The sequence below is a fragment of the Promicromonospora sp. NPDC057488 genome (assembly GCF_042802395.1).
Taxonomy (GTDB): Bacteria; Actinomycetota; Actinomycetes; order Actinomycetales; family Cellulomonadaceae; genus Promicromonospora.
Window position 1 is genome coordinate 1 of the sequence record NZ_JBHVEG010000108.1, and the last position, 20884, is coordinate 20884.

General features: G+C 73.2%; 14 protein-coding genes. 9 read left to right on the forward strand and 5 right to left on the reverse strand.

Translation table 11 applies throughout. The features are described 5' to 3' along the window. Positions 1-25: 25 nt before the first annotated feature. The 3 genes from ACFU5G_RS19940 to ACFU5G_RS19950 form a co-directional block, all read right to left on the reverse strand. Complete coding sequence (locus tag ACFU5G_RS19940) at positions 26-2638, reverse strand: FtsX-like permease family protein (RefSeq protein ID WP_377248640.1); 2613 nt, start codon at positions 2636-2638, stop codon at positions 26-28. A 102-nt stretch (positions 2639-2740) separates the two neighbouring features. Then, entirely contained in the window at positions 2741-5320 is a 2580-nt protein-coding gene (locus ACFU5G_RS19945) for an ABC transporter permease (RefSeq protein WP_377248642.1), read from the reverse strand. A 41-nt stretch (positions 5321-5361) separates the two neighbouring features. Then, positions 5362-6192, reverse strand: coding sequence for an ABC transporter ATP-binding protein (locus ACFU5G_RS19950; protein ID WP_377248644.1), 831 nt, complete (start codon positions 6190-6192; stop codon positions 5362-5364). A 307-nt stretch (positions 6193-6499) separates the two neighbouring features. On the opposite strand from ACFU5G_RS19950, the gene ACFU5G_RS19955 reads away from it, so the two are divergent. Beyond that, on the forward strand, positions 6500-9724 hold the full coding sequence (locus tag ACFU5G_RS19955; RefSeq protein WP_377248647.1) for an FtsK/SpoIIIE domain-containing protein: 3225 nt from the start codon (positions 6500-6502) through the stop codon (positions 9722-9724). Here the strand turns inward: ACFU5G_RS19955 and ACFU5G_RS19960 are convergent. Further along, a complete protein-coding gene (locus tag ACFU5G_RS19960) occupies positions 9672-9842 on the reverse strand; it encodes a hypothetical protein (protein WP_377248650.1) in 171 nt (56 codons plus the stop codon). The two genes, ACFU5G_RS19955 and ACFU5G_RS19960, sit on opposite strands and share 53 nt — an antisense overlap. 539 nt (positions 9843-10381) lie before the next feature. Between ACFU5G_RS19960 and ACFU5G_RS19965 the strand changes: the two genes are divergently transcribed. Then, positions 10382-10630 carry a WhiB family transcriptional regulator gene (locus ACFU5G_RS19965; protein ID WP_026365970.1) on the forward strand — a complete coding sequence of 83 codons (249 nt, stop codon included), beginning with the start codon at positions 10382-10384 and terminating at the stop codon, positions 10628-10630. A gap of 156 nt (positions 10631-10786) precedes the next feature. Here the strand turns inward: ACFU5G_RS19965 and ACFU5G_RS19970 are convergent, their stop codons facing one another. Beyond that, positions 10787-12268 (reverse strand): sensor histidine kinase, encoded by a 1482-nt coding sequence (locus ACFU5G_RS19970; protein ID WP_377248671.1) that lies wholly within the window; start codon positions 12266-12268, stop codon positions 10787-10789. Between the two features lie 156 nt (positions 12269-12424). Between ACFU5G_RS19970 and ACFU5G_RS19975 the strand changes: the two genes are divergently transcribed. From ACFU5G_RS19975 to ACFU5G_RS20005, 7 genes are all read left to right on the forward strand, one after another. Continuing rightward, positions 12425-12949, forward strand: a complete 525-nt coding sequence (locus ACFU5G_RS19975) for a DUF2505 domain-containing protein (protein ID WP_377248653.1) — start codon at positions 12425-12427, stop codon at positions 12947-12949. A gap of 289 nt (positions 12950-13238) precedes the next feature. Then, positions 13239-14585 carry an ABC transporter substrate-binding protein gene (locus tag ACFU5G_RS19980; RefSeq protein WP_377248656.1) on the forward strand — a complete coding sequence of 449 codons (1347 nt, stop codon included), beginning with the start codon at positions 13239-13241 and terminating at the stop codon, positions 14583-14585. A gap of 194 nt (positions 14586-14779) precedes the next feature. Further along, entirely contained in the window at positions 14780-16102 is a 1323-nt protein-coding gene (locus ACFU5G_RS19985) for an extracellular solute-binding protein (protein WP_377248659.1), read from the forward strand. 172 nt (positions 16103-16274) lie between these two features. Then, positions 16275-17291 (forward strand): carbohydrate ABC transporter permease, encoded by a 1017-nt coding sequence (locus ACFU5G_RS19990; RefSeq protein WP_377248662.1) that lies wholly within the window; start codon positions 16275-16277, stop codon positions 17289-17291. Further along, on the forward strand, positions 17288-18205 hold the full coding sequence (locus tag ACFU5G_RS19995; RefSeq protein WP_377248665.1) for a carbohydrate ABC transporter permease: 918 nt from the start codon (positions 17288-17290) through the stop codon (positions 18203-18205). Before ACFU5G_RS19990 ends, ACFU5G_RS19995 begins: the two co-directional genes overlap by 4 nt. Before the next feature lie 5 nt (positions 18206-18210). Next, on the forward strand, positions 18211-19809 hold the full coding sequence (locus tag ACFU5G_RS20000; protein ID WP_377248668.1) for a GH1 family beta-glucosidase: 1599 nt from the start codon (positions 18211-18213) through the stop codon (positions 19807-19809). 29 nt (positions 19810-19838) lie between these two features. Next, positions 19839-20831: a LacI family DNA-binding transcriptional regulator gene (locus ACFU5G_RS20005; RefSeq protein ID WP_020016990.1), complete on the forward strand. Its 993-nt coding sequence runs from the start codon at positions 19839-19841 to the stop codon at positions 20829-20831. The last annotated feature ends 53 nt before the right edge of the window (positions 20832-20884 follow it).

Sequence of the window (20884 nt, forward strand, 5' to 3'; positions counted from 1 at the left end):
GGCCCATGGGGCCGGGCCGGGCGGGTCAGTCCGCCGCGAGCGCCGCGACCGGCCGGGTCCGGACGGCGGCCCGCGCCGGCACCACGGAGGCGACGAGGCCGGCGAGCAGCGCGACGCCGAGCACGGCCAGGACGTCGGACCACGGGACGACGAGCGGCACCTCGCCCAGGGTGGACAGGGCGGTGGTGGCGCCGGCCCAGCCGTACAGGAGGCCGAGCAGCACGCCGAGCACGGCGCCGACGCCGGCGATGACCAGGCCCTCGACGGCGAGCGTGGCGCGCAGCTGGCCGCGGGAGAGCCCGATGGCGCGCAGCATGGCGTTCTCGCGGGTGCGGTCGATGACGGACAGCGACAGGGTGTTGGCCACGCCGATCAGGGCGATGAGCACGGCCACGGCGAGCAGCCCGACGACGATCCCGAGGATGACGTCGATGATCTGCTGGTAGGCGGAGCGCTCGACGACGATCCCGGTGATCCCGACGGTCTCGCCGGTACCGGACACCGCCTCCTGCACGGCGGACACGACGTCGGCGGCGTCGTGGTCGTCGTCGACCTGGGCCCAGAGCTCGCCGGCGGCGAGGCCGGGGGCGAGGGCGTCGAGGTCCTGGGGCGTGAGGTAGGCCCGGTCGGACCGGGTGTCGCTGTGGACCACGCGGAGCGTCACGTCGCCGCCGGGGCCGGTGAGCTCGACGGTGTCGAGTCCCGCCAGGCGGTACAGCCTCGCGGCCCGCTCGGGGACGACGAGGGTGCCGGGGCGCAGCAGGGCGGCGTCGGCGGGGGTGTTGGCCACGGCCCGCAGGTCCGCGGGGTCGAGGACGGCGACCTGCACGGGACGGCCGCCGTCGGCCCGCTCCGCCGACAGGTTGGTCACCGGGACCACGGCGCGCAGCCCGTCGACGTCGGCCAGGGCGTCGGTGACCGAGTCGGGCACGGCGGCGGGTGCGCCGTTCTTGTCGGGCGTGGTGCTGGTGACCTGGAGGTCGACGGGGAAGCGCGCGTCCAGCTCGTCGTCCAGGGCGGCGCGGGCGCTGGCGGCGCCCGTGGTCATCATGGAGACCAGGGTGACGCCGATGAGCAGGGCGGTGGACGTCGCCGCCGTCCGGCGGGGGTTGCGCAGGGCGTTGGCCGACGCGAGGCGCGCGGCCGGTCCCCCGGCCCCGACGAGCCGGCCGAAGGCGGCCGCGACGCGGGGCAGCCAGAAGACGGAGCCGACGATCACCCCGACCAGCGACACGGAGCCGCCGAGGACCGCCGCGAACAGCCCGACGTCGATGGTGCCGGACATGCCGAGCGCCACGCCCGCGCCCAGGACGGCCAGGCCGCCCACGGTGGCGAGCGCCGCGAACACGCCCCGGCCGCGACCGGTGCCCTGCCTGCCGGGTGCGTCGGCGGGGCGCAGGGCGGCGAGCGGGGCCACGCGTGCCGCGGCCCGCGCCGGGGCGAGCGCCGCGGCCAGGGACACGAGCAGGCCGACACCGAGCGGCCCGAGGAGCACGGGCGCGCTCAGGGGGACGGTCCGCGGCAATGCCACGCCCAGGTCGAACGCGGGCGCGACCAGGAGCCCGGCCTGCACCAGCAGGGTGCCGAGCACGATGCCCGCCGCGGAGGCGACCACGCCCAGCAGGGCGGCCTCCAGCAGCACGCAGCGGTAGATCTGCCCGGTGCCCGCACCGACGCAGCGCAGCAGCGCCAGGGTGCGGGCGCGCTGCGCCACCAGCACCTGGAAGGTGTTCGCGATGACCAGGCCCGCGACCACCAGGGAGACCGCGGCCAAGGCCAGGACGAACACGAGGTAGACGATGTTCTGGCCGTCCGAGATGGCCGAGACGACGTCCTCCGCGTACTGGACGGGGGTGGTGACGCCGGTGGCGGCCGGGACGGCCGCGGCGAGGTCGTCGCGGGCCGCCGCCACGGCGGCCGCGGACCCGGGCCGGTCCAGGGCCACGACGATCGTGCGCATGCCGGCCGCCCCGGCCGGGCCGGCGCCGTCCGCGAGCCGCTCCCGCAGCGCCTCCGGGCTGACGACGGCGACGCCGCCGCCCGCCGCGTAGGCGCCCACCGGGTCGTTGACCAGGCCGGACACGGTGAGCCGCGTGACGGCCTCCTGGCCGCCGTGACAGTCCGACCCGTGCTTCCCCACGGCGGGGTGGTCGCCCAGCAGGCAGCGCGTGGAGGCGACCGTGTCGCCCACGCCGACGCCGAGGAGCTCGGCGACGTCGGCGGGCAGCGCGATGCGGTCCGCCCGCCCCGGCCAGGCGCCGTCGGCCAGGACCAGCGGAGTGAGCCGCGGGTCCGACGGGGTGGCGACGAGCGACTGGTAGACCGTGCGGCCGCCGTGGTCGAGCTGGGCGTAGGTGCCCTGGAACCCGTCGGCCGCCGCCACCCCGTCGACGTCCCGCACCGCGTCGACGTCGTCGGGCGTCATGGTGCCACGGCGGTCGAAGACCACGAGGTCCGCGCCCGCGTACTGCGCGGCCACCTGGTCGTACGTGGTGCGGGTGATGATGGTCCCCGCCTGCAGCGTCGCGGCCACGAACGCGGTGCTGATGACGATGGCGAGACCCGCGGCGGCGAGCCGGCCGAGGCCGCGGCGCATCTGGGCCACGGTGAGGCGCAGGGTGGGGCTGACGGTCAGCACGCGGAAGCCGAACGGTCCGCCGGGACGTACAGAGTTCTGTCCACGAGATCTCTCCCTCGAGTCGCTGCGGCTGCTGCGTGCTGACCGGTCACCCCGGGACTGCTACTCCGCGGCGAGCGCCGCCACGGGGTGGGTGCGGACGGCCGCCCGGGCGGGCACCACCGAGGCGACGAGCCCCGCGACCAGGGCCACGCCGAGGACGGTGGCGATCTCGGCCCACGGGACCGCGAGCGGCACGGTGCCCACCGAGGACAGGGCCGAGGCGGCACCTGCCCAGCCGTACACGAGCCCCAGCAGGATCCCGAGCAGCGCGCCGACGCCGGCGATGAGCATGCCCTCGATGGCGAGCGTGGCCCGCAGCTGTGCCGTCGAGAGCCCGATCGCCCGGAGCATCGCGTTCTCGCGGGTGCGTTCGACGACGGACAACGAGAGGGTGTTGGCCACGCCGATGAGCGCGATGATCACCGCCACCGCGAGCAGGCCGACCACGATCCCCAGGATCACGTCGATCACCTCCTGGTACGCCTCCCGTTCGACGGCCGCACCCGTCACGTCCACGGCCCCTCCCGTCACGGAGACGGCGTCCTGCACCGCGGCGACGGCGTCCACCGGGTCGTTGCCCTCGGCGACGCTCCCCCACAGGGTGTTCGCGCTCACGGCCTGGGTGAAGCCGGCCAGGTCGTTCGGGGTCAGGTAGGCGGAGGAGGTGCGCAGGTCCGTGCTGACGACGTCCAGGGTGACCTCGCCGGCCGGCCCGGTGAGCGTGATGGTGTCGCGCCCCTCCAGGCCGTAGTCCTCCGCGACCCGGTCGGGCAGGAGCAGCGTGCCCCTCTCCAGCGACGCGACGTCGTCCGGCGTGCTCAGCACCTCTCGCAGGTCCTCGGGAGCCGCCGCGGTGACCGGGAGCATCGACCCGTCGTCACCGCCGACGTTCGCGGTGAGGGTCGTCACCTCGGCCACGGCGCGCAGGTCGCCCACGTCACGCACGGCGTCCGTCACGGAGCCCGGCAGCGCGACCAGGTTCCCCTCGGCGTCGTACGACGTCGCGGAGACCTCGAGGTCCACGGGGTACTGCGCGTCGAGCTCCTCGTCCATGGCGAGCCGGGCGCTCGCGGCGCCCGTGGTCATCATGGAGACGAGCGTGACCCCGATGAGCAGCGCGGTCGCCGTCGCCGCCGTGCGACGCGGGTTGCGCTGCGTGTTCGCCGCCGCGAGCCGGGCCGCAGGGCCGGCCGGGCCGAGCAGGCGGCCGATACCGGCGGCGACCTTGGGCAGCCAGAAGACCGCACCGATGACCACGCCCACCAGGGACACGCAGCCACCGAGCACGGCGGCCAGCACGCCGACGTCCACGCTGTCGGTCATTCCCAGGTAGACCCCACCAGCCATGACGGCGAGCCCACCGAAGGTGGCGAGACCGGCCAGGACGGCACGGGCCCGGCCGGCACCCGCGCCGCGCAGCGTCGGAGCGTCGGCCGGCCGCAGGGCGGCGAGCGGGGCCACGCGGGAGGCCGCACGGGCAGGGGCGAGCGCGGCCGCGAGGGTCACGAGCACGCCGACGGCGAGCGGGAGGAACACGACGGGCGCGCTCACGGTGATCGACGCGGGCAGCTGGACACCGAGGTCGAAGGCCGGCACCAGCAGCAGGCCCCCCTGCACCAGCAGGGACCCGAGGAGCACACCCGCCGCCGAGGCGACCGCGCCGAGGATGGCGGCCTCGAGCAGGACGCTGCGATAGACCTGGCCGGTGTCCGCGCCGATGGCGCGCAGCAGGGCGAGGGTGCGCGACCGCTGCGCGACGAGCACCTGGAAGGTGTTGGCGATGACGAGGCCCGCGACCACCAGCGCCACGGCGGCGAAGCCCAGGACGAACACCAGGAAGATGATGTTCTGGCCGCCGGTCAGCCCGGCCACGACCTCCTCGGCGTACTCCTGCGTGGTCACGACGCCGGTGGCCGCCGGGACCGCCGTGGTGAGCGCGTCCCGGGCCGCTTCGACCGCGGCCGGGTCACCCGGCTGGTCGAGCGCCACGACGATCTCCTGGAACTCCTCCGCCTGACCGGGTTCCCGGTCGTCGGCGAGCCACTGGTCCATGGCCTCCGGGGTGACGACGCCCATGCCACCGGCAAGTGCGAAGGCCTGCCTCGGGTCGTCGACGAGTCCCGAGACCGTCAGCTTCTCGCTGACCTCCTTGCCGTCGTAGTAGCTGGTTCCGTCGTCCGCGACGGTGGGCTCGTCGTCCATCACCCAGCGGCTGGAGGAGACGGTGTCCCCCACCGCGAGGTCGAGCCGCTCGGCGACGTCCGCCGGGAGGGCGATGCCGCCGGTCTCTTCCGGCCACGCCCCGTCGGTCAGGACCAGCGGGGAGAGCCGCGGGTCGGAGGCCTGCGGGACGATCGACTGGTAGATCGTCCTCCCGCCGTGGTTGAGCTCCACATAGGTGCTCAGGGACCCGTCGGCCGCCGCGACGCCGTCGGTGGCCCGGACGGCCTCGATGTCGTCCGGCGTCAGGGCGCCGTTGTCGTCGGACACCACGAGGTCGGAGTCGGCGTACCGGGCGGCGACCTGGTCGTAGGTGGTGCTGGTGATGATGTTGCCCACCAGGAGCGTGGCCGCGACGAACGCGGTGCCGATGGCGATCGCGACACCGGCGGCGGCGAGCCGCCCGGTGCTGCGGCGCATCTGCCCCAGGGTGAGACGCGCGGTGGGGAAGGAGGCGGACATCACGCACCCGTCCCGGACACCGTGCTGCCGGCTCCGGCGGTGAGGGCGGGCTCCAGGGTGCGCAGGGCGTCCAGCCCCGCCATCGCGGACTCCGGCGTCGGGTCACTGATGTCCCCAGCGATCCGCCCGTCCGCGATCAGCACCACCCGGTCCGCATACGCGGCGGCCGACGGGTCGTGCGTGACCATGATGATCGTGCGACCCAGCTCCCGCACCGAACGCCGCAGGAAGCTGAGGACCTCCGCACCCGAACGCGAGTCCAGGTTGCCCGTCGGCTCGTCCGCGAACACCACATCAGGCTGCGCGATCAACGCCCGCGCGATCGCGACCCGCTGCTGCTGCCCACCCGAGAGCTCACCCGGCCGGTGCGTCAACCGCCCCGACAACCCCAGCGTCTCGACCAGGGTGTCCAACCACGCCCGGTCCGTCGTGGCACCGGCCAGCTCGACCGGCAGCGTGATGTTCTGCTCCGCGGTGAACATCGGCAACAGGTTGAACTGCTGGAACACGAACCCGATCCGGTCCCGCCGCAGCTTCGTCAGCGACTTGTCGCTCAGCCCGGTGATCTCCGTCTCCCCGAGGAACGCCTGCCCGCCCGTCGCGGAGTCCAGCCCCGCCAGCAGATGCATCAACGTCGACTTGCCCGAACCCGACGGGCCCATGATCGCGGTGAACCGACCCTGCTCGAAATCCACGTCCACGCCGTCCAGAGCGCGCACGATCGCCTCGCCCTTGCCGTACGTCTTGGTCAGGGAACGGGCGCGTACGGCGTGGGGGCGGCCCGACGCCGGGGCCGGCCGGCCCGCCGGGACGTACACGGTGGTGTCCACGAGATTCTCCTCGGTCGATGACGCTGCTGGGTGCTGCGAAGTGGTCCGGCCTTCCCGGGTTTGGACCCCGGTTCGGCCGGCGTCATCGAACCTACGGAGCCGGGGGCCGGGTGAACATCGGGCGTCGGCCTGATCCTTCCCTGGCCGTGTCATCCCCCGGTCGTACGTCGCGTCCGCCCCGGGTAGGGGCAGTCCCCCAGGGGTTGTGCCCCAGAGAGCGCGACGAACGGCCTGTGGAAACAGGGTTTGTGCACAGAAACCCTGGTCACGGCCCTGACCCGGACCTGGCTGCGGAGAGGCTGGGGGCATGACCGCTACCTCGTCGTCCGACGGCGCCGTACGCGTGACCCTGCACCCGGGCGAGGACGTGCTCGTGCGGCCAGGGGCGCGCCTCGGCGACGTGCGTGTGCCCCTCGCCGCCCTGGTACGCCGCCCGGAGCTGCGATGGGCGACGCTCACGGCCGACGGGGTGCGGGTGACGGACGAGCAGGTGGTCGGTGAGCGGCCGCTGCTGCCCGGTGTGGTGCTGAGGGTGGGGGCTTCATCGGGTGCGGGGCTGGAGGCGGGGCCGACGCCGGAGGTAGGTACGGGGCCGGGTGGGGTCGGGGGCGCTGATCGCGGGGGCGGGCTCGACGCGCCGTGGCTGGTGGTGCGGGTGACCGGGCCGGACGCCGGGACGGTCATCGGCGCCCGTGGGCCGTGGGCCGCGCTCCGTTCCTGGGTTCGCCTGCGAGGTGGCGGACGGCTCGCGATCCGCCGGTCGCGAGGGCCGGCGGCCTGGCTCGCGCCGCCTCCGGAGACAGCGTCGGGCGGCCTCCCCTGGCCGCTCGTGCTGCTGCCCGCTGTCGCGTCCCTGATCCTGGCGGCGGCCCTACGCCAGCCGGTCCTGGCGGTGTTCGCGCTGGTCAGCCTGGTTGTGGTGGCCCCACAGCTGCGCGCCGCCCGACAGCGCAGGTCGGCCGCGGGCACGGCGCGGGACGGGGCGCGCGAGCTGCCCGATCCGGCACGGCTCCTGGCGTTCGCGCACGCGGCGCTCCACGTCTCCCCGGGTGCGTGGGCGGCGGCGCGGGACGCCGGGGCCGCCGCCTGGGCGCGCGACGCGGGGTCCCTCGGGGCGAGACCTGCTGCGGGACCGGGCCTGCCGGCCTCGTCGGACGATCCGCTGACGGCCCTGCTGCACGACGGCGCCGTCGCCGTGCTCGGGCCCGCGGGCCTGGCCCGCTCGGTCGCCCGCGCGCTCGTCGCGGGCCTCGCCGTCCGGGGTGCTTCGGTGCGGCTCGCCGACGGTGCCGACGGTGGCGAGCCAGCGGAATGGTCGGCAGGCCGGCCGGCCGGCCGGTCCGCAGGCTGGTCCGCGGGCTGGTCCTGGCTCCGCTGGCTCCCCGAGGGCGGACCGCGGGTGCTGGTGGTCGACGGGGCCCCCGCGGCCTTCGGGCCGGCACCCACCGGACCCGTCGCGTCCCTGGGCGCGGTCGCCACCACCGGAGCACCGGCAGCCGGGGCCGGGGCCGGGGCCGGGGCCGCAGCGAAGCCGGTCGCCGTCGTGTCCGTCGGCGTCGTCCTGCCCGGCTGTCGCGCCGTGGTGCAGGTCCTCGGCGCGCGCCGGGTCCGGATCACCGGGCCGGACGGCGCCACGCGCGTCGTGCCGCTGGTCGGCGTCGGCGCGGGATGGGCGGAACACCTGGCCCGGCTGCTCGCCGGCGCCGCCTGGCTCGGCCGCACGGCCGGCGCGCTCGGGAGCGCTCGCACCGAGCACACGACCGCCCGCCCCGACGAGCCGACCCCCCGCCCCGACGACCCCCGCCTGCCGGCCGCCGTGTCCCTGACCAGGGCGCACGGCATGGACGAGGTGCCCGGACCGCGCCAGGTCGCCGCGCGCTGGGCGGGCACCAGCCAGCGGGCGAGCGCCGACGGCTGGGCCGTGCCGCTCGGCCTCGGCACGGACGGCGCACCGGTGCTCCTGGACCTGGTCCGCGACGGGCCGCACCTGCTCGTCGCGGGCACCACCGGGTCGGGCAAGTCGGAGCTGCTGCAGACGCTCGTGCTCGGGCTCGCCCTGACCCGGTCACCCGCCGAGCTCGCGCTGGTGCTCGTCGACTTCAAGGGCGGCACGAGCCTCGGCGCGTGCGGCCGGCTGCCGCACGTGGTCGGCCAGGTGACCGACCTCGAGCCCGGCCTGGCCGCCCGCGCGCTCACCGGGCTGCGTGCGGAGCTGCGCCGCCGGGAGCGCGTGCTGGCCGCGCACGCTGTGGCAGACGTCGTCTCCCTCGCACCAGGCGCGCTGCCCCGGCTCGTCGTCGTGATCGACGAGTTCCGCGCGCTGGCGGACGACCTGCCCGCGTTCCTGCCGGGCCTGCTCCGGATCGCGGCGCAGGGCCGGTCGCTCGGGGTGCACCTGGTGCTCGCCACGCAGCGGCCGGGCGGCGCCGTCGGCCCCGACCTGCGCGCGAACGTCAGCGCGCGCATCGCGCTCCGGGTCACCGACCCCCTCGAGTCGCGCGACGTGGTCGACGACCCGGCCGCCGCACGCATCCCGCCCGGGACGCCGGGGCGTGCCGTGCTGCGGCTGGGTTCCGCGCCGCCCGTGCTGGTGCAGTGCGCGCACGCCACAGCTTCGCCCGAGGCCCGCCTGCCGCTGGTCCGCCGCGCCCCGGCAGCGCGGCCAGAGCAGGTACCGGGGCCACGTCTGGTGTCGGACACGGCGACCTTGGTGGCCGACGCCGTCGGCGAGGCCGCGGCGTCCCTCGGGCTCCGCCCCGGCCCACCGCCGTGGCTGCCCCCGCTCCCCCGGTCGGCCGGGTCCGCCGACCTGCCGCCGGCCACCCGCCGGGACCGCGGCGGCCTGGTGCTCGCGCTGGGCGACTACCCCGGGGCCCAGCGCCGCACCACGGTCACCTGGCACCCGGCGGACGGTCACCTCGCGATCCTGGGCCGGGCCCGATCAGGCCGCACCACCGCGCTGGTCACCCTCGCTCTGGCCGCCCTGCGCCAGGGCTGGACCGTGCACGGCATCACCCGCGACGCCGCCGCCCTGGCCCCGTTGCTGCACCACCCCGGCTACGCCGGGACCAGCCACCCGGACGACGCCGGGGCCTTCGGCCACCTGCTGCCCACCGGCACCGGCCCGGCCAGGCCCGACCACCCGGGCACGCTCGTCCTGGTCGACGGCGTCGAGGACGTGCGCGGCGCTCTCCCGCTCGCCGCACTGCGCTCGGGGGTCGCGTTCGCCGTGGCGGGAGACGGCCCGTCGGTCGGCGGCCTGGCCGCGCGCATCGGGCCGCGCCTGGTGCTGCTGGGCACCGACCGCGCGGCCGACGTCGTGCTCGGGGCGCCCGCGCTGCTCGCGGGTGCGGGCGGGCCGCCGGGCCGGGCGGCGTGGTGCGGCCGCGGCGAGCCGGTGCTGTGCCAGGTCCTGGAACCGGAGCTCGACCGTCCGCACCGCCCGCGCAGGCCGCACCGCCCGCACGGCCCGCGCGCGCTCAGTCCTCCGAGCGGGTCCCCGACGTCGCCGCTACCACGGACGGCGTCATGAGCAGCACGGCCACGGCCACCGCGATGACGAGGGCGGCCCACCCACCCGCGACGGCGGGGCCGCCGCCGCTGCCGATCGCCGCGATCGACCCGATGATCTGGAAGAGCTGCCAGGTCACGATGGGTCCGCGACCAGAGCGGCGACCTGCGAGAAGTGCCCGGCAGCACACAACGAGAACCCAGGCCACACCCAGGAGGAAGAGAACCAGAAAGAGGCTCACTCCTACCGACATGGAACCACCCGTAAGGAGTTCGCCAAGTAACACCACGGCGAATGCAACGAGGCCGATCACTTCGGCCAGGACGCCGATCACGAGGGCACGAAGAAACGCCGGGACACGAGGCGCGAAAAAGGCTTCCAGTACGGGCACGACGAACTAGGATACTGGTGCGACGGGTATTCACAATAGTGTGACGGATACCTCAGGGTTCATGGCTCAGAAACTTCGCCGTAACCCCTTGTGCGAGCGTTCACGAGCGTGTGAACCTAGATGCAGCAATCCCACACACCCCCGAACACACCCCCGTCGGTCGCCGCCTGGCGCTCAGGGATCGGAAAACGATCCACAACCAGACCTGCGCGCCCCAGACGCACGACGACGATGCTCCCTAGTGGCGAGCCGGACGGTGGGAAGTTCCTTCCAAGGAGTACGTGACCATGGACTGGCGCCACCGCGCAGCATGCCTCGAAGAGGACCCCGAGCTGTTCTTCCCCATCGGCAACACGGGCCCTGCCCTGTTGCAGATCGAGGAGGCCAAGGCCGTGTGCCGTCGCTGCGACGTAGTCGACACCTGCCTCAAGTGGGCAATCGAGTCCGGCCAGGATGCCGGCGTCTGGGGCGGCATGAGCGAGGACGAGCGCCGTGCGCTCAAGCGCCGCACCGCGCGCGCTCGCCGCGCCGGCTGACCCGACGGCACAGCACCACCCAGCACAGCAGTTCTTCGCGAGCCGCGCCTGAGCACTCCCCCTCCGCCCAGGCGCGGCTCGCGTCGTTCTCCACATGTCAGACCCACAGGTCACCCGGGTGACCTGTGGGTCTGACATGTCAGCGGGTCCCTCGCGTCAGGACCGGGCGGGCTCCGCCACGCGCAGCACGAGCTGCAGCGCCACCTCGGTGCCGCCGCCCTCACGGGCCGACCACTCGATCGTCCCGCCGAGCTCGTTGGTGACCAGCGTGCGCACGATCTGCGTGCCCAGGCCGCTGCCGGGCCCGCGCCCGCCGGCGCCGCCGTTCTCGGGCAGCCCGACGCCGTCGTCCGCCACGACCACCCGCAGGTCGGAGTTCTCGCGCTCCACGGCGATCTCGACCGTGCCCGAGGCGCGGCCCACGAACCCGTGCTCCACCGCGTTGGTGACCAGCTCCGTGAGCACCAGGGCGAGCGGCGTCGCGTCCTGCGCCGGCACCATGCCGAACGAGCCGGTGCGCACCGTCCGCACCGAGGTGTCCGCCGAGGCGACGTCAGCCGTGAGGCGCAGCGCCCGGCCCACCATGTCGTCGAGCTCGACCTGCTCGTCGAGCGTCTGCGAGAGGCTCTCGTGCACCAGGGCGATCGTAGAAACCCGCCGCATGGCCTCCTCCAGCGCCTCCTTGGCGGCCGGCACGTCCATGCGCCGGGCCTGGAGCCGCAGCAGCGCGGCCACGGTCTGCAGGTTGTTCTTCACGCGGTGGTGGATCTCGCGGATCGTCGCGTCCTTGGTGATCAGCTCACGCTCGCGCCGACGCAGCTCGGACACGTCGCGGCACAGCAGCACGGCGCCGATGCGCTGCCCACGGTCGGTCAGCGGCATCGCGCGCAGCGACAGGGAGACCCCGTGCGCCTCGATGTCGGTGCGCCAGGGCGCGCGGCCCATCACCACGAGCGGCAGCGACTCGTCCACGGGCTGGAGCTGCTCCACCATGTCCGCCGTCACCTCGACGAGCGACTGCCCCACGAGCGGGCCGATCACGCCGAGCCGGTGGAAGCACGACAGCGCGTTCGGGCTCGCGTACAGCACCTCGCCCTCGGAGTTGAGCCGGATCAGGCCGTCGCCCACGCGGGGCGCGCCTCGGCGCGAGCCGGTCGCGGCGTTCGGCAGGGGGAACTCGCCCCGCGGGATCATCGCGACGAGGTCGTCGGCCGCCTCGACGTAGTTCAGCTCCAGGCGCGACGGCGTCCGCCCGGACCCGAGGTTGGTCTGCCGCGCGATCACGGCGACCGCGGTGTCCTTGTGGACCACCGGGATCGCCTCCTCGCGGACGGCGTACGCCCCGAACCAGCGGGGCTCCCGGGCGCGCTGCGCCTTCGCCTCGGCCATCGCCTTGGCCAGCTGCGGGCGCTGCCCCTCGGGCGCGAACGAGCCGACGACGTCGTCGTAGTGCACCGTCGCGCCCGTCGAGGGCCGACACTGCGCGATCGCGACGAACCGCCCGTCGTCGGTCGGCAGCCACAGCACGAGGTCGGCGAACGCGAGGTCCGAGACCACCTGCCAGTCGCCGACCAGGAGATGCAGCCACTCCACGTCGGCCGGCTCGAGGTCGGCGTGCTCAAGGATCAGGTCACTCATGGCGGACACGCGCCAAGCCTATGTCGGAACCGCGCCGCGGCCCGGTGAGGCGTTGCGCACGCCGGGGACCGGGCGCCTCTTCCGGATCGGACGGGCACAACGCGTCGGTTAGAGTTCCCTCACCGGCATGCCCCGTCGGCGCGAGGAGGAGAGCCCGTGCACCTGACAGTGGACCTGACGTTCCCCGCAGACATCGACGACGTCTCCGCGATGCTCGCCGACGAGTCGTTCGTCCGGTGGCGAGCCCAGCGCTCCACCGGTTCGGTGAACGGCGTCGTCGAGCAGGCCGACGTGACGGGGACGGCGGCGGGTGGCTTCACCGTGGTGGTGCGCCGCACCCTGCCCACCGACATCATCCCCGTCCAGGCCCGCCCGTTCGTGGGCGCGCACCTGGAGATCCGCCAGGCCGAGGCGTGGGAGGCGGCGTCCGACGGCCGCCGCACCGGCACGGTGGCGGTCGAGATCCTGGGCGCACCCGTCCGGGTCACGGCCACCGCGGCCCTGACGGCGCTGCCCGACGGCGGCACGCGGCTCACGTACGCGGGCGACGTCCGGGCGACGGTCCCGCTGTTCGGCACCGTGATCGAGGAGGCGGCGGTCAGCGCCGTCCGCACCACCCTCGAGTCCGAGGCCGAGGCGGGGCGCGACTGGCTCGCCGGCAAGCGCACCGGGACGGCCTGAGCCGTCCCGCACCGGCCGCCCCCTGGACGGCCCCTGCCAGGACTCCGCTGGTCACCGCACTGGAACGTGCGGCACCTGCCGGTTCCTGACGAGTTCTTAGCCCTTCGACGCACGAGCACGGCATTTCAGACATCGTTTCGCAATTGGTACTTTACGTTCGTTCCATCTTGTTCGTTTTTGGGCGGCGAGGTGCTAGAACCTGAGCGAACATTCGTGTCGGACGTGGACGAGTTTGTGCTCTGATATCGCTTTCACGCGTCGACACGCGCACCGACCACGAGGAGTACCAGTGCCCACCAAACACGGACCGGTCCGAAGCCGGACCGTCGCCACCCGCCGCGCGGCCGCCGCCACGCTCGCGGTCTTCGTCCTGCCCCTGACCGCGTGCGGCTCGCTCCTGGGCGGGGAGTCCGCGGGCTCCGACGGCGACGACGACGCTCCGATCACCCTCACCGTGTCCACGTTCAACGACTTCGGGTACACCGACGAGCTGCTCGCGCGATACACCGAGGAGCACCCGAACGTCACGGTGGAGCACGTCGTGGCCCCCACCTCGGACGAGGCCCGCCTGCAGATGCTCAAGGCGTTCACCACGGGTGACGGCTCGGAGCTCGCCGACGTGGTCGCCGCCGAGGTCGACTGGCTGCCGGAGCTGATGGAGCACTCCCAGCTGTTCGAGGACCTGAGCGACCCCGAGGTCAACAAGCGCTGGGTGAACTGGAAGGTGGCCCAGGCCACGACCACGGACGGCAAGGTGCTGGGCTACGGCACCGACATCGGCCCCGAGGCCATCTGCTACCGCGCGGACCTGTTCGAGCAGGCCGGCCTGCCGAGCGACCGCGACGCCGTCGCCGAGCTGCTCGGCGGCAAGGATGCAACGTGGGAGCGGTACTTCGAGGTGGGCCGCCAGTTCACGGCGCAGTCCGACGCCGCGTGGTTCGACGGCACCACGGGCATGTTCCAGGGCATGGTCAACCAGCTGCCCGCCGCCTTCGAGGACCCGGCAACGCAGAAGCCGACCGAACTGGCTAGCAACAACGAGGTCCGCGCGATCTACGACCAGATCACCGGCGGCATCGACGAAGGACTCTCGGCCGGCCTGGAGCAGTGGACGGCCGAGTGGACGGCCGGGTTCCAGTCGGACGCGTTCGCCACGATGCTCTGCCCCGGCTGGATGATGGGCCCGATCGAGTCCTACTCACAGGGCGTGACCGGCTGGGACGTGGCCAACGTCTTCCCTGGTGGCGGCGGTAACTGGGGCGGTTCGTTCCTGAGCGTGCCCTCGGCCGGCCTGCACACTGACGAGGCCAAGGAGCTGGCCGCGTGGCTCACCGCGCCCGAGCAGCAGACGGAGGCGTTCACGACCGCGGGCGCGTTCCCGTCGCAGCTCGAGGCACAGGACTCGGACGCCGTGCAGGGCTACGTCAACCCGTTCTTCAACAACGCCCCGGTGGGCAAGATCTTCACGGAGCGGGCCCAGTCCATCGACGGGGCGCCGTACAAGGGCCGGTACTACTTCGCGATCCGTGACGAGATCAACAACGCGCTGGCCGCCGTCGACGCCGGGACGAACAGTCCCGAGATCGCGTGGAACCAGGCAGTGCAGACGGTCGGAGCGTTCCGCATCAAGGAGTGATCCGACCACGGTTCGCCCGCTGCCCGCCTTGACACGGCGGGGCGGCGACCGCGACGATCAGGTCGCGTGGTAGCGCTCCCACACCCCAGATGTGGGAGCGCTCCCAACCCCGGTCCGCTGACGTGCCCGTTCGGCACGCGACCGCGACCCGCAAGATCCCGTAGGACCCAGACCGCACGACAAGGGAGTCCCCAGTGCTGAGCAGTACCCGACCCACGAGGCGCGTCGCCGCCCGTACCCTCCAGGCGACCGCCGGTGCCGCCGTCTTCGCCCTCGCGCTCACGGCGTGCGGCGGTGGATCCGACGAAGGATCCGCCGAGGAGGACGGCCCGATCACGCTGAAGGTCGCGACGTTCAACGACTTCGGCTACACGGACGAGATGCTCGCGTCGTACACGGACGAGCACCCGAACGTCACGGTCGAGCAGGTCAAGGCGGCCACGTCGGACGACGCCCGCGCCAACCTGACCACGAAGCTCGCCGCCGGTGGCGACGGCCTGGCCGACATCGAGGCCATCGAGGTCGACTGGCTGCCCGAGCTCATGCAGTACCCCGACCTGTTCACCGACCTGGCCGACCCGGAGCTCGACGGTCGCTGGGTGGACTGGAAGGTCCAGCAGGCCACCACGACCGAGGGCAAGGTCATCGGTTACGGCACCGACATCGGCCCCGAGGCCGTCTGCTACCGCTCCGACCTGTTCGAGGAGGCCGGCCTGCCGACCGACCGCGAGGAGGTCGCGGAGCTGCTCGGCGGCGAGGACGCGACGTGGGACGACTACTTCGCCGCGGGCCGCGAGTTCGTCAAGAAGTCCGACAGCGCCTGGTACGACAGCGTCGGCGGCACCTTCCAGGGCATGGTCAACCAGCTCCCCGCCGCGTTCGAGGACCCGGAGTCCGGTGAGCCCAAGGACCTCGCGTCCAACACCGAGGTCAAGGACCTCTACGACCAGATCACCGGTTCGGTGGACGACGAGCTGTCGGCCGGCCTGATCCAGTGGGAGGCCGACTGGGACGCCGGCTTCCAGAACGACGCGTTCGCCACGATGCTCTGCCCGGGCTGGATGACCGGTGCGGTCGAGGAGCGCGCCGGTGGCGTCGAGGGCTGGGACGTCGCCAACGTCTTCCCCGGCGGCGGTGGCAACTGGGGCGGCTCGTTCCTGACCGTCCCCGAGTCCGGCGCGCACACCGAGGCGGCCAAGGAGCTCGCCGCGTGGCTGACCGACCCGGAGCAGCAGACCAAGGCGTTCGAGGCCGCGGGCACCTTCCCGTCGCAGCTCGAGGCGCAGGAGTCCGAGGCCGTGCAGGCCTCCACCAACGCGTTCTTCAACGACGCGCCGGTCGGCCAGATCTTCTCGGAGCGCGCCCAGAGCATCGACGGCGCCCCGTTCAAGGGTGCGAACTACTTCGCCATCCGTGACGAGGTCACCAACGCGCTGAACCGCGTCGACGTCACGAAGTCGCAGGACGCCGACAAGGCCTGGGACGAGGCCGTCGAGAAGGCTGCCGCGCTCGGCTGAGCAGGCACTGCCTGAACCGGGCCCGTAACCGGGCCTGAACCGCTGGCCGCGACCGGTGGTCGGGTTCGTCGAGACACACGTCTCGGCGACCCGGCCACCGGTCGCGCCACGCGGGCGTCGCACCGAAGCGACGACACGACGATGACACAGCGGAAGATGACCGGAAGATGACATGGCCGTCCTGACACCTCAACGATCGGCACCGGGGTCCGGTGCACCACAGCGCGAGTCGCGCAGACTCGGCTTCTCCCAGCGGCTCGGCCGCTGGGACGTGAAGCTCTCCCCGTACCTGTACATCTCGCCGTTCTTCATCCTGTTCGCGGTGACCGGCCTGTTCCCGCTCGCCTACACGGCGTACGTGTCGGTGCACGAGTGGAGCCTGCTCGGCGGCCAGGGCGACTTCGTCGGCCTGCAGAACTTCACCGACGTGCTGGCCCAGCCGACCTTCTGGAAGGCCCTGGTCAACACGCTGTCGATCTTCGTGTTCTCCTCGGTGCCGCAGGTGATCCTGGCGATCGTCATCGCCGCGCTCCTCGACCAGAACCTGCGCGCGGCGACCTTCTGGCGCATGGGTGTGCTGATCCCCTACGTGGTCGCGCCCGTCGCCGTCTCGCTGATCTTCGGCCGCCTGTTCGCCGACCAGTACGGCCTGATCAACGGCATGCTCAACGCCATCGGCCTGGACTCGATCGCCTGGCACGGCGACCGGATCGCCAGCCACGTGGCCATCGCCACGATGGTGAACTACCGCTGGCTGGGCTACAACGCGCTGATCTTCCTCGCCGCGATGCAGGCGGTGCCGCGCGACCTGTACGAGGCCGCCGTGATCGACGGCGCCGGCCGCGTGCGCCAGTTCTTCTCCATCACCGTGCCGCAGATCCGCGCCACCATCATCTTCGTCGTCATCACCTCCACCATCGGCGGCCTGCAGATCTTCGACGAGGTCCGCCTGTTCGACTCGATCGGCCTCGGTGGACCGGACCAGAACTGGATGACCACCGTGGTGTTCCTCTACGACCTCGCCTGGGGCGACCAGCACAGCCTCGGGCGCGCCTCGGCCGTCGCCTGGCTCCTGTTCCTCCTGATCGTGCTGATCGGCCTCGTGAACTTCCTGGTCACGCGGCGGATCTCGTCGTCCGATGGGGTCAGGAAGACCACCCGCAAGAGCAGCACCAGGGGGAACGCATGAGCTCCGTCGCCGTCACCGCCCAGACCGCGGGATCGGGTGCCGCCAAGGCGGCCGCCCGCCGCCGGGCCCGGAAGGCAGGCGCCGGCCCGAACCGCCGCGCCGGCTGGATCGTCTACACGCTGCTCGGGATCGTGCTGCTCGTCTCGGCCTTCCCGCTGTACTTCACGCTGCTGCTGGGCTCGTCCGACCCGGTCGAGATCTCGCGCAACGCCGTGCCGCAGTGGCTCCCCGACCTGTCGCTGTTCACGCAGTTCCAGACCGTCATCGAGTCGACCCAGATCAACTTCTGGAAGGCGCTGACCAACTCGGTGATCATCGCGGTCGTGGTCTCGGCCGCCGTGGTGCTGTTCTCGACGCTCGCCGGCTACTCGTTCGCGAAGCTGCGCTTCCGTGGCCGCGGGCCCCTGCTCGTGTTCGTCATCGCCACGATGGCGGTCCCGACCCAGCTCGGCGTGATCCCGCTGTACATCCTCATGTCGGACCTGCACTGGATCGGCAAGCTCCAGGCCGTCATCGTGCCGGTGCTGGTCAGCGCGTTCGGCGTCTTCTGGATGACGCAGTACCTGTCGGAGTCGCTGCCGTACGAGCTGATCGAGGCCGCCCGCGTGGACGGCGCCTCGATGATCCGCACGTTCTGGAGCATCGCGCTGCCCGCGGCCCGCCCGGCGGCGGCCATGCTCGGCCTGTTCACGTTCGTGCAGCAGTGGACCAACTACTTCTGGCCGTCGATCGTGCTCAGCTCGGACAACCCGACGCTGCCGCTCGTCGTAAAGTCGCTTCAGTCGAACTACTTCATCGACTACTCGTTGGTCATGGGCGGTGTGTTCCTCGTGACGCTGCCGCTGCTGGTGATCTTCGCCTTCGTCGGCAAGCAGCTCGTCGCAGGCATCATGCAGGGAGCCGTGAAGGGATGACCCGGATGACCCGCGAGCTCACGCAGAGCTTCAAGACCGACCCCGCGGCCGTGCGCGTCCCCGCCCAGGGCATCGCGCTGCCGTACACGCCGACCGCGCCGCGCACGGCGCCGTCGGCCAACGCCACCGGGAGCGTGCCGTTCCCGGACGGCTTCCTCTGGGGCGCGGCCACCGCCGCCTACCAGGTGGAGGGCGCCGCCCACGAGGACGGCCGCGAGGACTCCGTGTGGGACGTGTTCGCGCACGTGCCCGGCGCCGTCCTGAACCAGGAGGACGGCGAGGTCGCCTGCGACCAGTACCACCGCTACCCCGCCGACGTCGCACTCATGAAGGACCTCGGCATCAAGGCGTACCGGTTCTCGACGTCGTGGTCCCGGGTGGTCCCCGGCGGCCGCGAGGTCAACCCGGCCGGCCTGGCCTACTACGACCGGCTCGTGGACGAGCTGCTGGGCGCCGGCATCCTGCCGTGGCTCACGCTCTACCACTGGGACCTGCCGCAGGCGATCGAGGCCGAGTCGAACGGCTGGGTCAACCGCGACACCGCGTACCGGTTCCGCGACTACGCCGTGACCATGCACGAGGCGATCGGCGACCGCGTCGACGTGTGGACCACGCTCAACGAGCCGTGGTGCGCCGCCTTCCTGGGCTACACGGGCGGCCAGCACGCGCCGGGCCGGCAGTCCCGCGAGGACGGCCTGGCCGCCGCGCACCACCTCATGCTCGCCCACGGCCTGGCCGTGCAGGCGCTGCGCGAGCGCGCACCGGACGCGAACCTGGGCATCACGCTCAACTTCGAGGTCGAGGACCCGCTGAACCCGGACGACCCCGCCGACGTCGACGCCGCGCGCCGGCTCGACGGCGGGTTCACCCGCATCTTCGCCGACCCGATCCTGCGCGGCGCCTACCCGGCCGACGTGCTGGAGGACGTGCGCGAGTACGGCCTGGAGCAGCACATCCAGGACGGCGACCTCGAGATCATCTCGACGCCGATCGACTCGCTCGGCGTGAACTACTACCACGGCAACGCCGTGGCGGCCGTCCCCGCCGAGCACCCGCTGGAGGGCGGGGCGCCGGTGACCCGGCCGTCGTCGTCCCCGTTCCCGGGTGGTGACGGCGCGTACACGCACCCGCGCGGGCTGCCCGTGACCACGCAGAACTGGGAGGTGCAGCCCGAGGGGCTGACCCGCCTGCTGCTGCGTCTGCAGGAGGACTACACGGGCCCGCGCGGCATCGCCCTGTACGTCACGGAGAACGGCAGCGCGTACGACGACGTCGCCGGCCCGGACGGGTTCGTGGACGACCAGGAGCGCCTCGGCTTCGTCGACGTGCACCTGCGCGCCGTCAAGGACGCGATCGACGAGGGCGCCGACGTGCGCGGCTACTTCGGCTGGTCGCTGCTCGACAACTACGAGTGGGCGTGGGGCTACGGAAAGCGCTTCGGCCTGGTGCGCGTGGACTTCGAGACGCAGGAGCGCACCGTCAAGGCGTCGGGCCGCTGGTACGGTCAGGTCGCACGGGCCAACGCTGTTCCGGAGCGATCGCTCGCGCCCGAGCCGTACCCGACCGACGAAGACGGCGGAGACAAGGCGGTTCGCACGGCGTGACGACCTCAGGCCCACCCACCCTCGATGACGTGGCACAGGCGGCCGGGGTGTCCCGGTCGACCGCGTCGCGCGCCATCAACGGCGGCCTGCGCGTCTCGCCCGAGGCACAGGCGGCGGTGGACGACGCCGTCGCCAGCCTCGGGTACGCACCGAACCGTGCCGCCCGGTCCCTGGTGACCCGGCGGACCGACTCGATCGCCCTCGTGGTGCCCGAGCCGGACCAGCGCATACTGACCGACCCGTTCCTCTCCGGCACCCTCGCGGGCGTCAGCGAGGGGCTGGCCGGGACGGACCTCCAGCTCGTCCTGCTGCTCGCCCGCCCGGGCGAGCAGCGCGGGCGGGTGGGCCGCTACCTGCGCAGCGGCCATGTGGACGGCGTGATCGTCGCCTCCCACCACAAGGGCGACCAGCTGGAGACGGAGCTCGGGCCGGCAGCGCTGCCGGCCGTCTTCGTGGGGCGGCTGTTCGAGCCCGACCCGTACTTCTCGCGCGGCCTGCGCTACGTCGACGTCGACAACGTCACCGGCGGGCGCATCGCGACGCAGCGGATGATCGACCGTGGCCGACGGCGCATCGGCACCATCACCGGCCCGCTCGACATGCCCGCCGGCGTGGACCGGATGACGGGCTGGCGCGACGCCCTGCGCGACGCCGGCCTGCCCGACGACGCGATGGTCGAGGGCGACTTCACCGTCGCGGGGGCGCTGGTCGCGGCCGCGCGGCTGCTGGACCAGCACCCGGACCTGGACGGGATCTTCGCGGCGTCGGACCTCATGGCCGAGGCCACGCTGCGGGTGCTCGCCGAGCGCGGCCGCTCCGTGCCCGGCGACGTCTCCGTGGTGGGGTTCGACGACCTCGGGATCGCCGAGACGACGTCGCCCCGGCTCACGACCGTGCACAACCCGGTGGTGCAGATGGTCGGCGCCGCCACGAGCATGCTCGTGGACCTGGTCGCGGGCCGGCCGGTCCGCGACGAACGCCGCGTCTTCGCCCCGCGCCTGGTAGAGGGCGAGTCCGCCTGACCTGCTGGTCAAGGCTGCCTCACCGCTGGTCGAGCTTGTCGAGACCCTGGGTC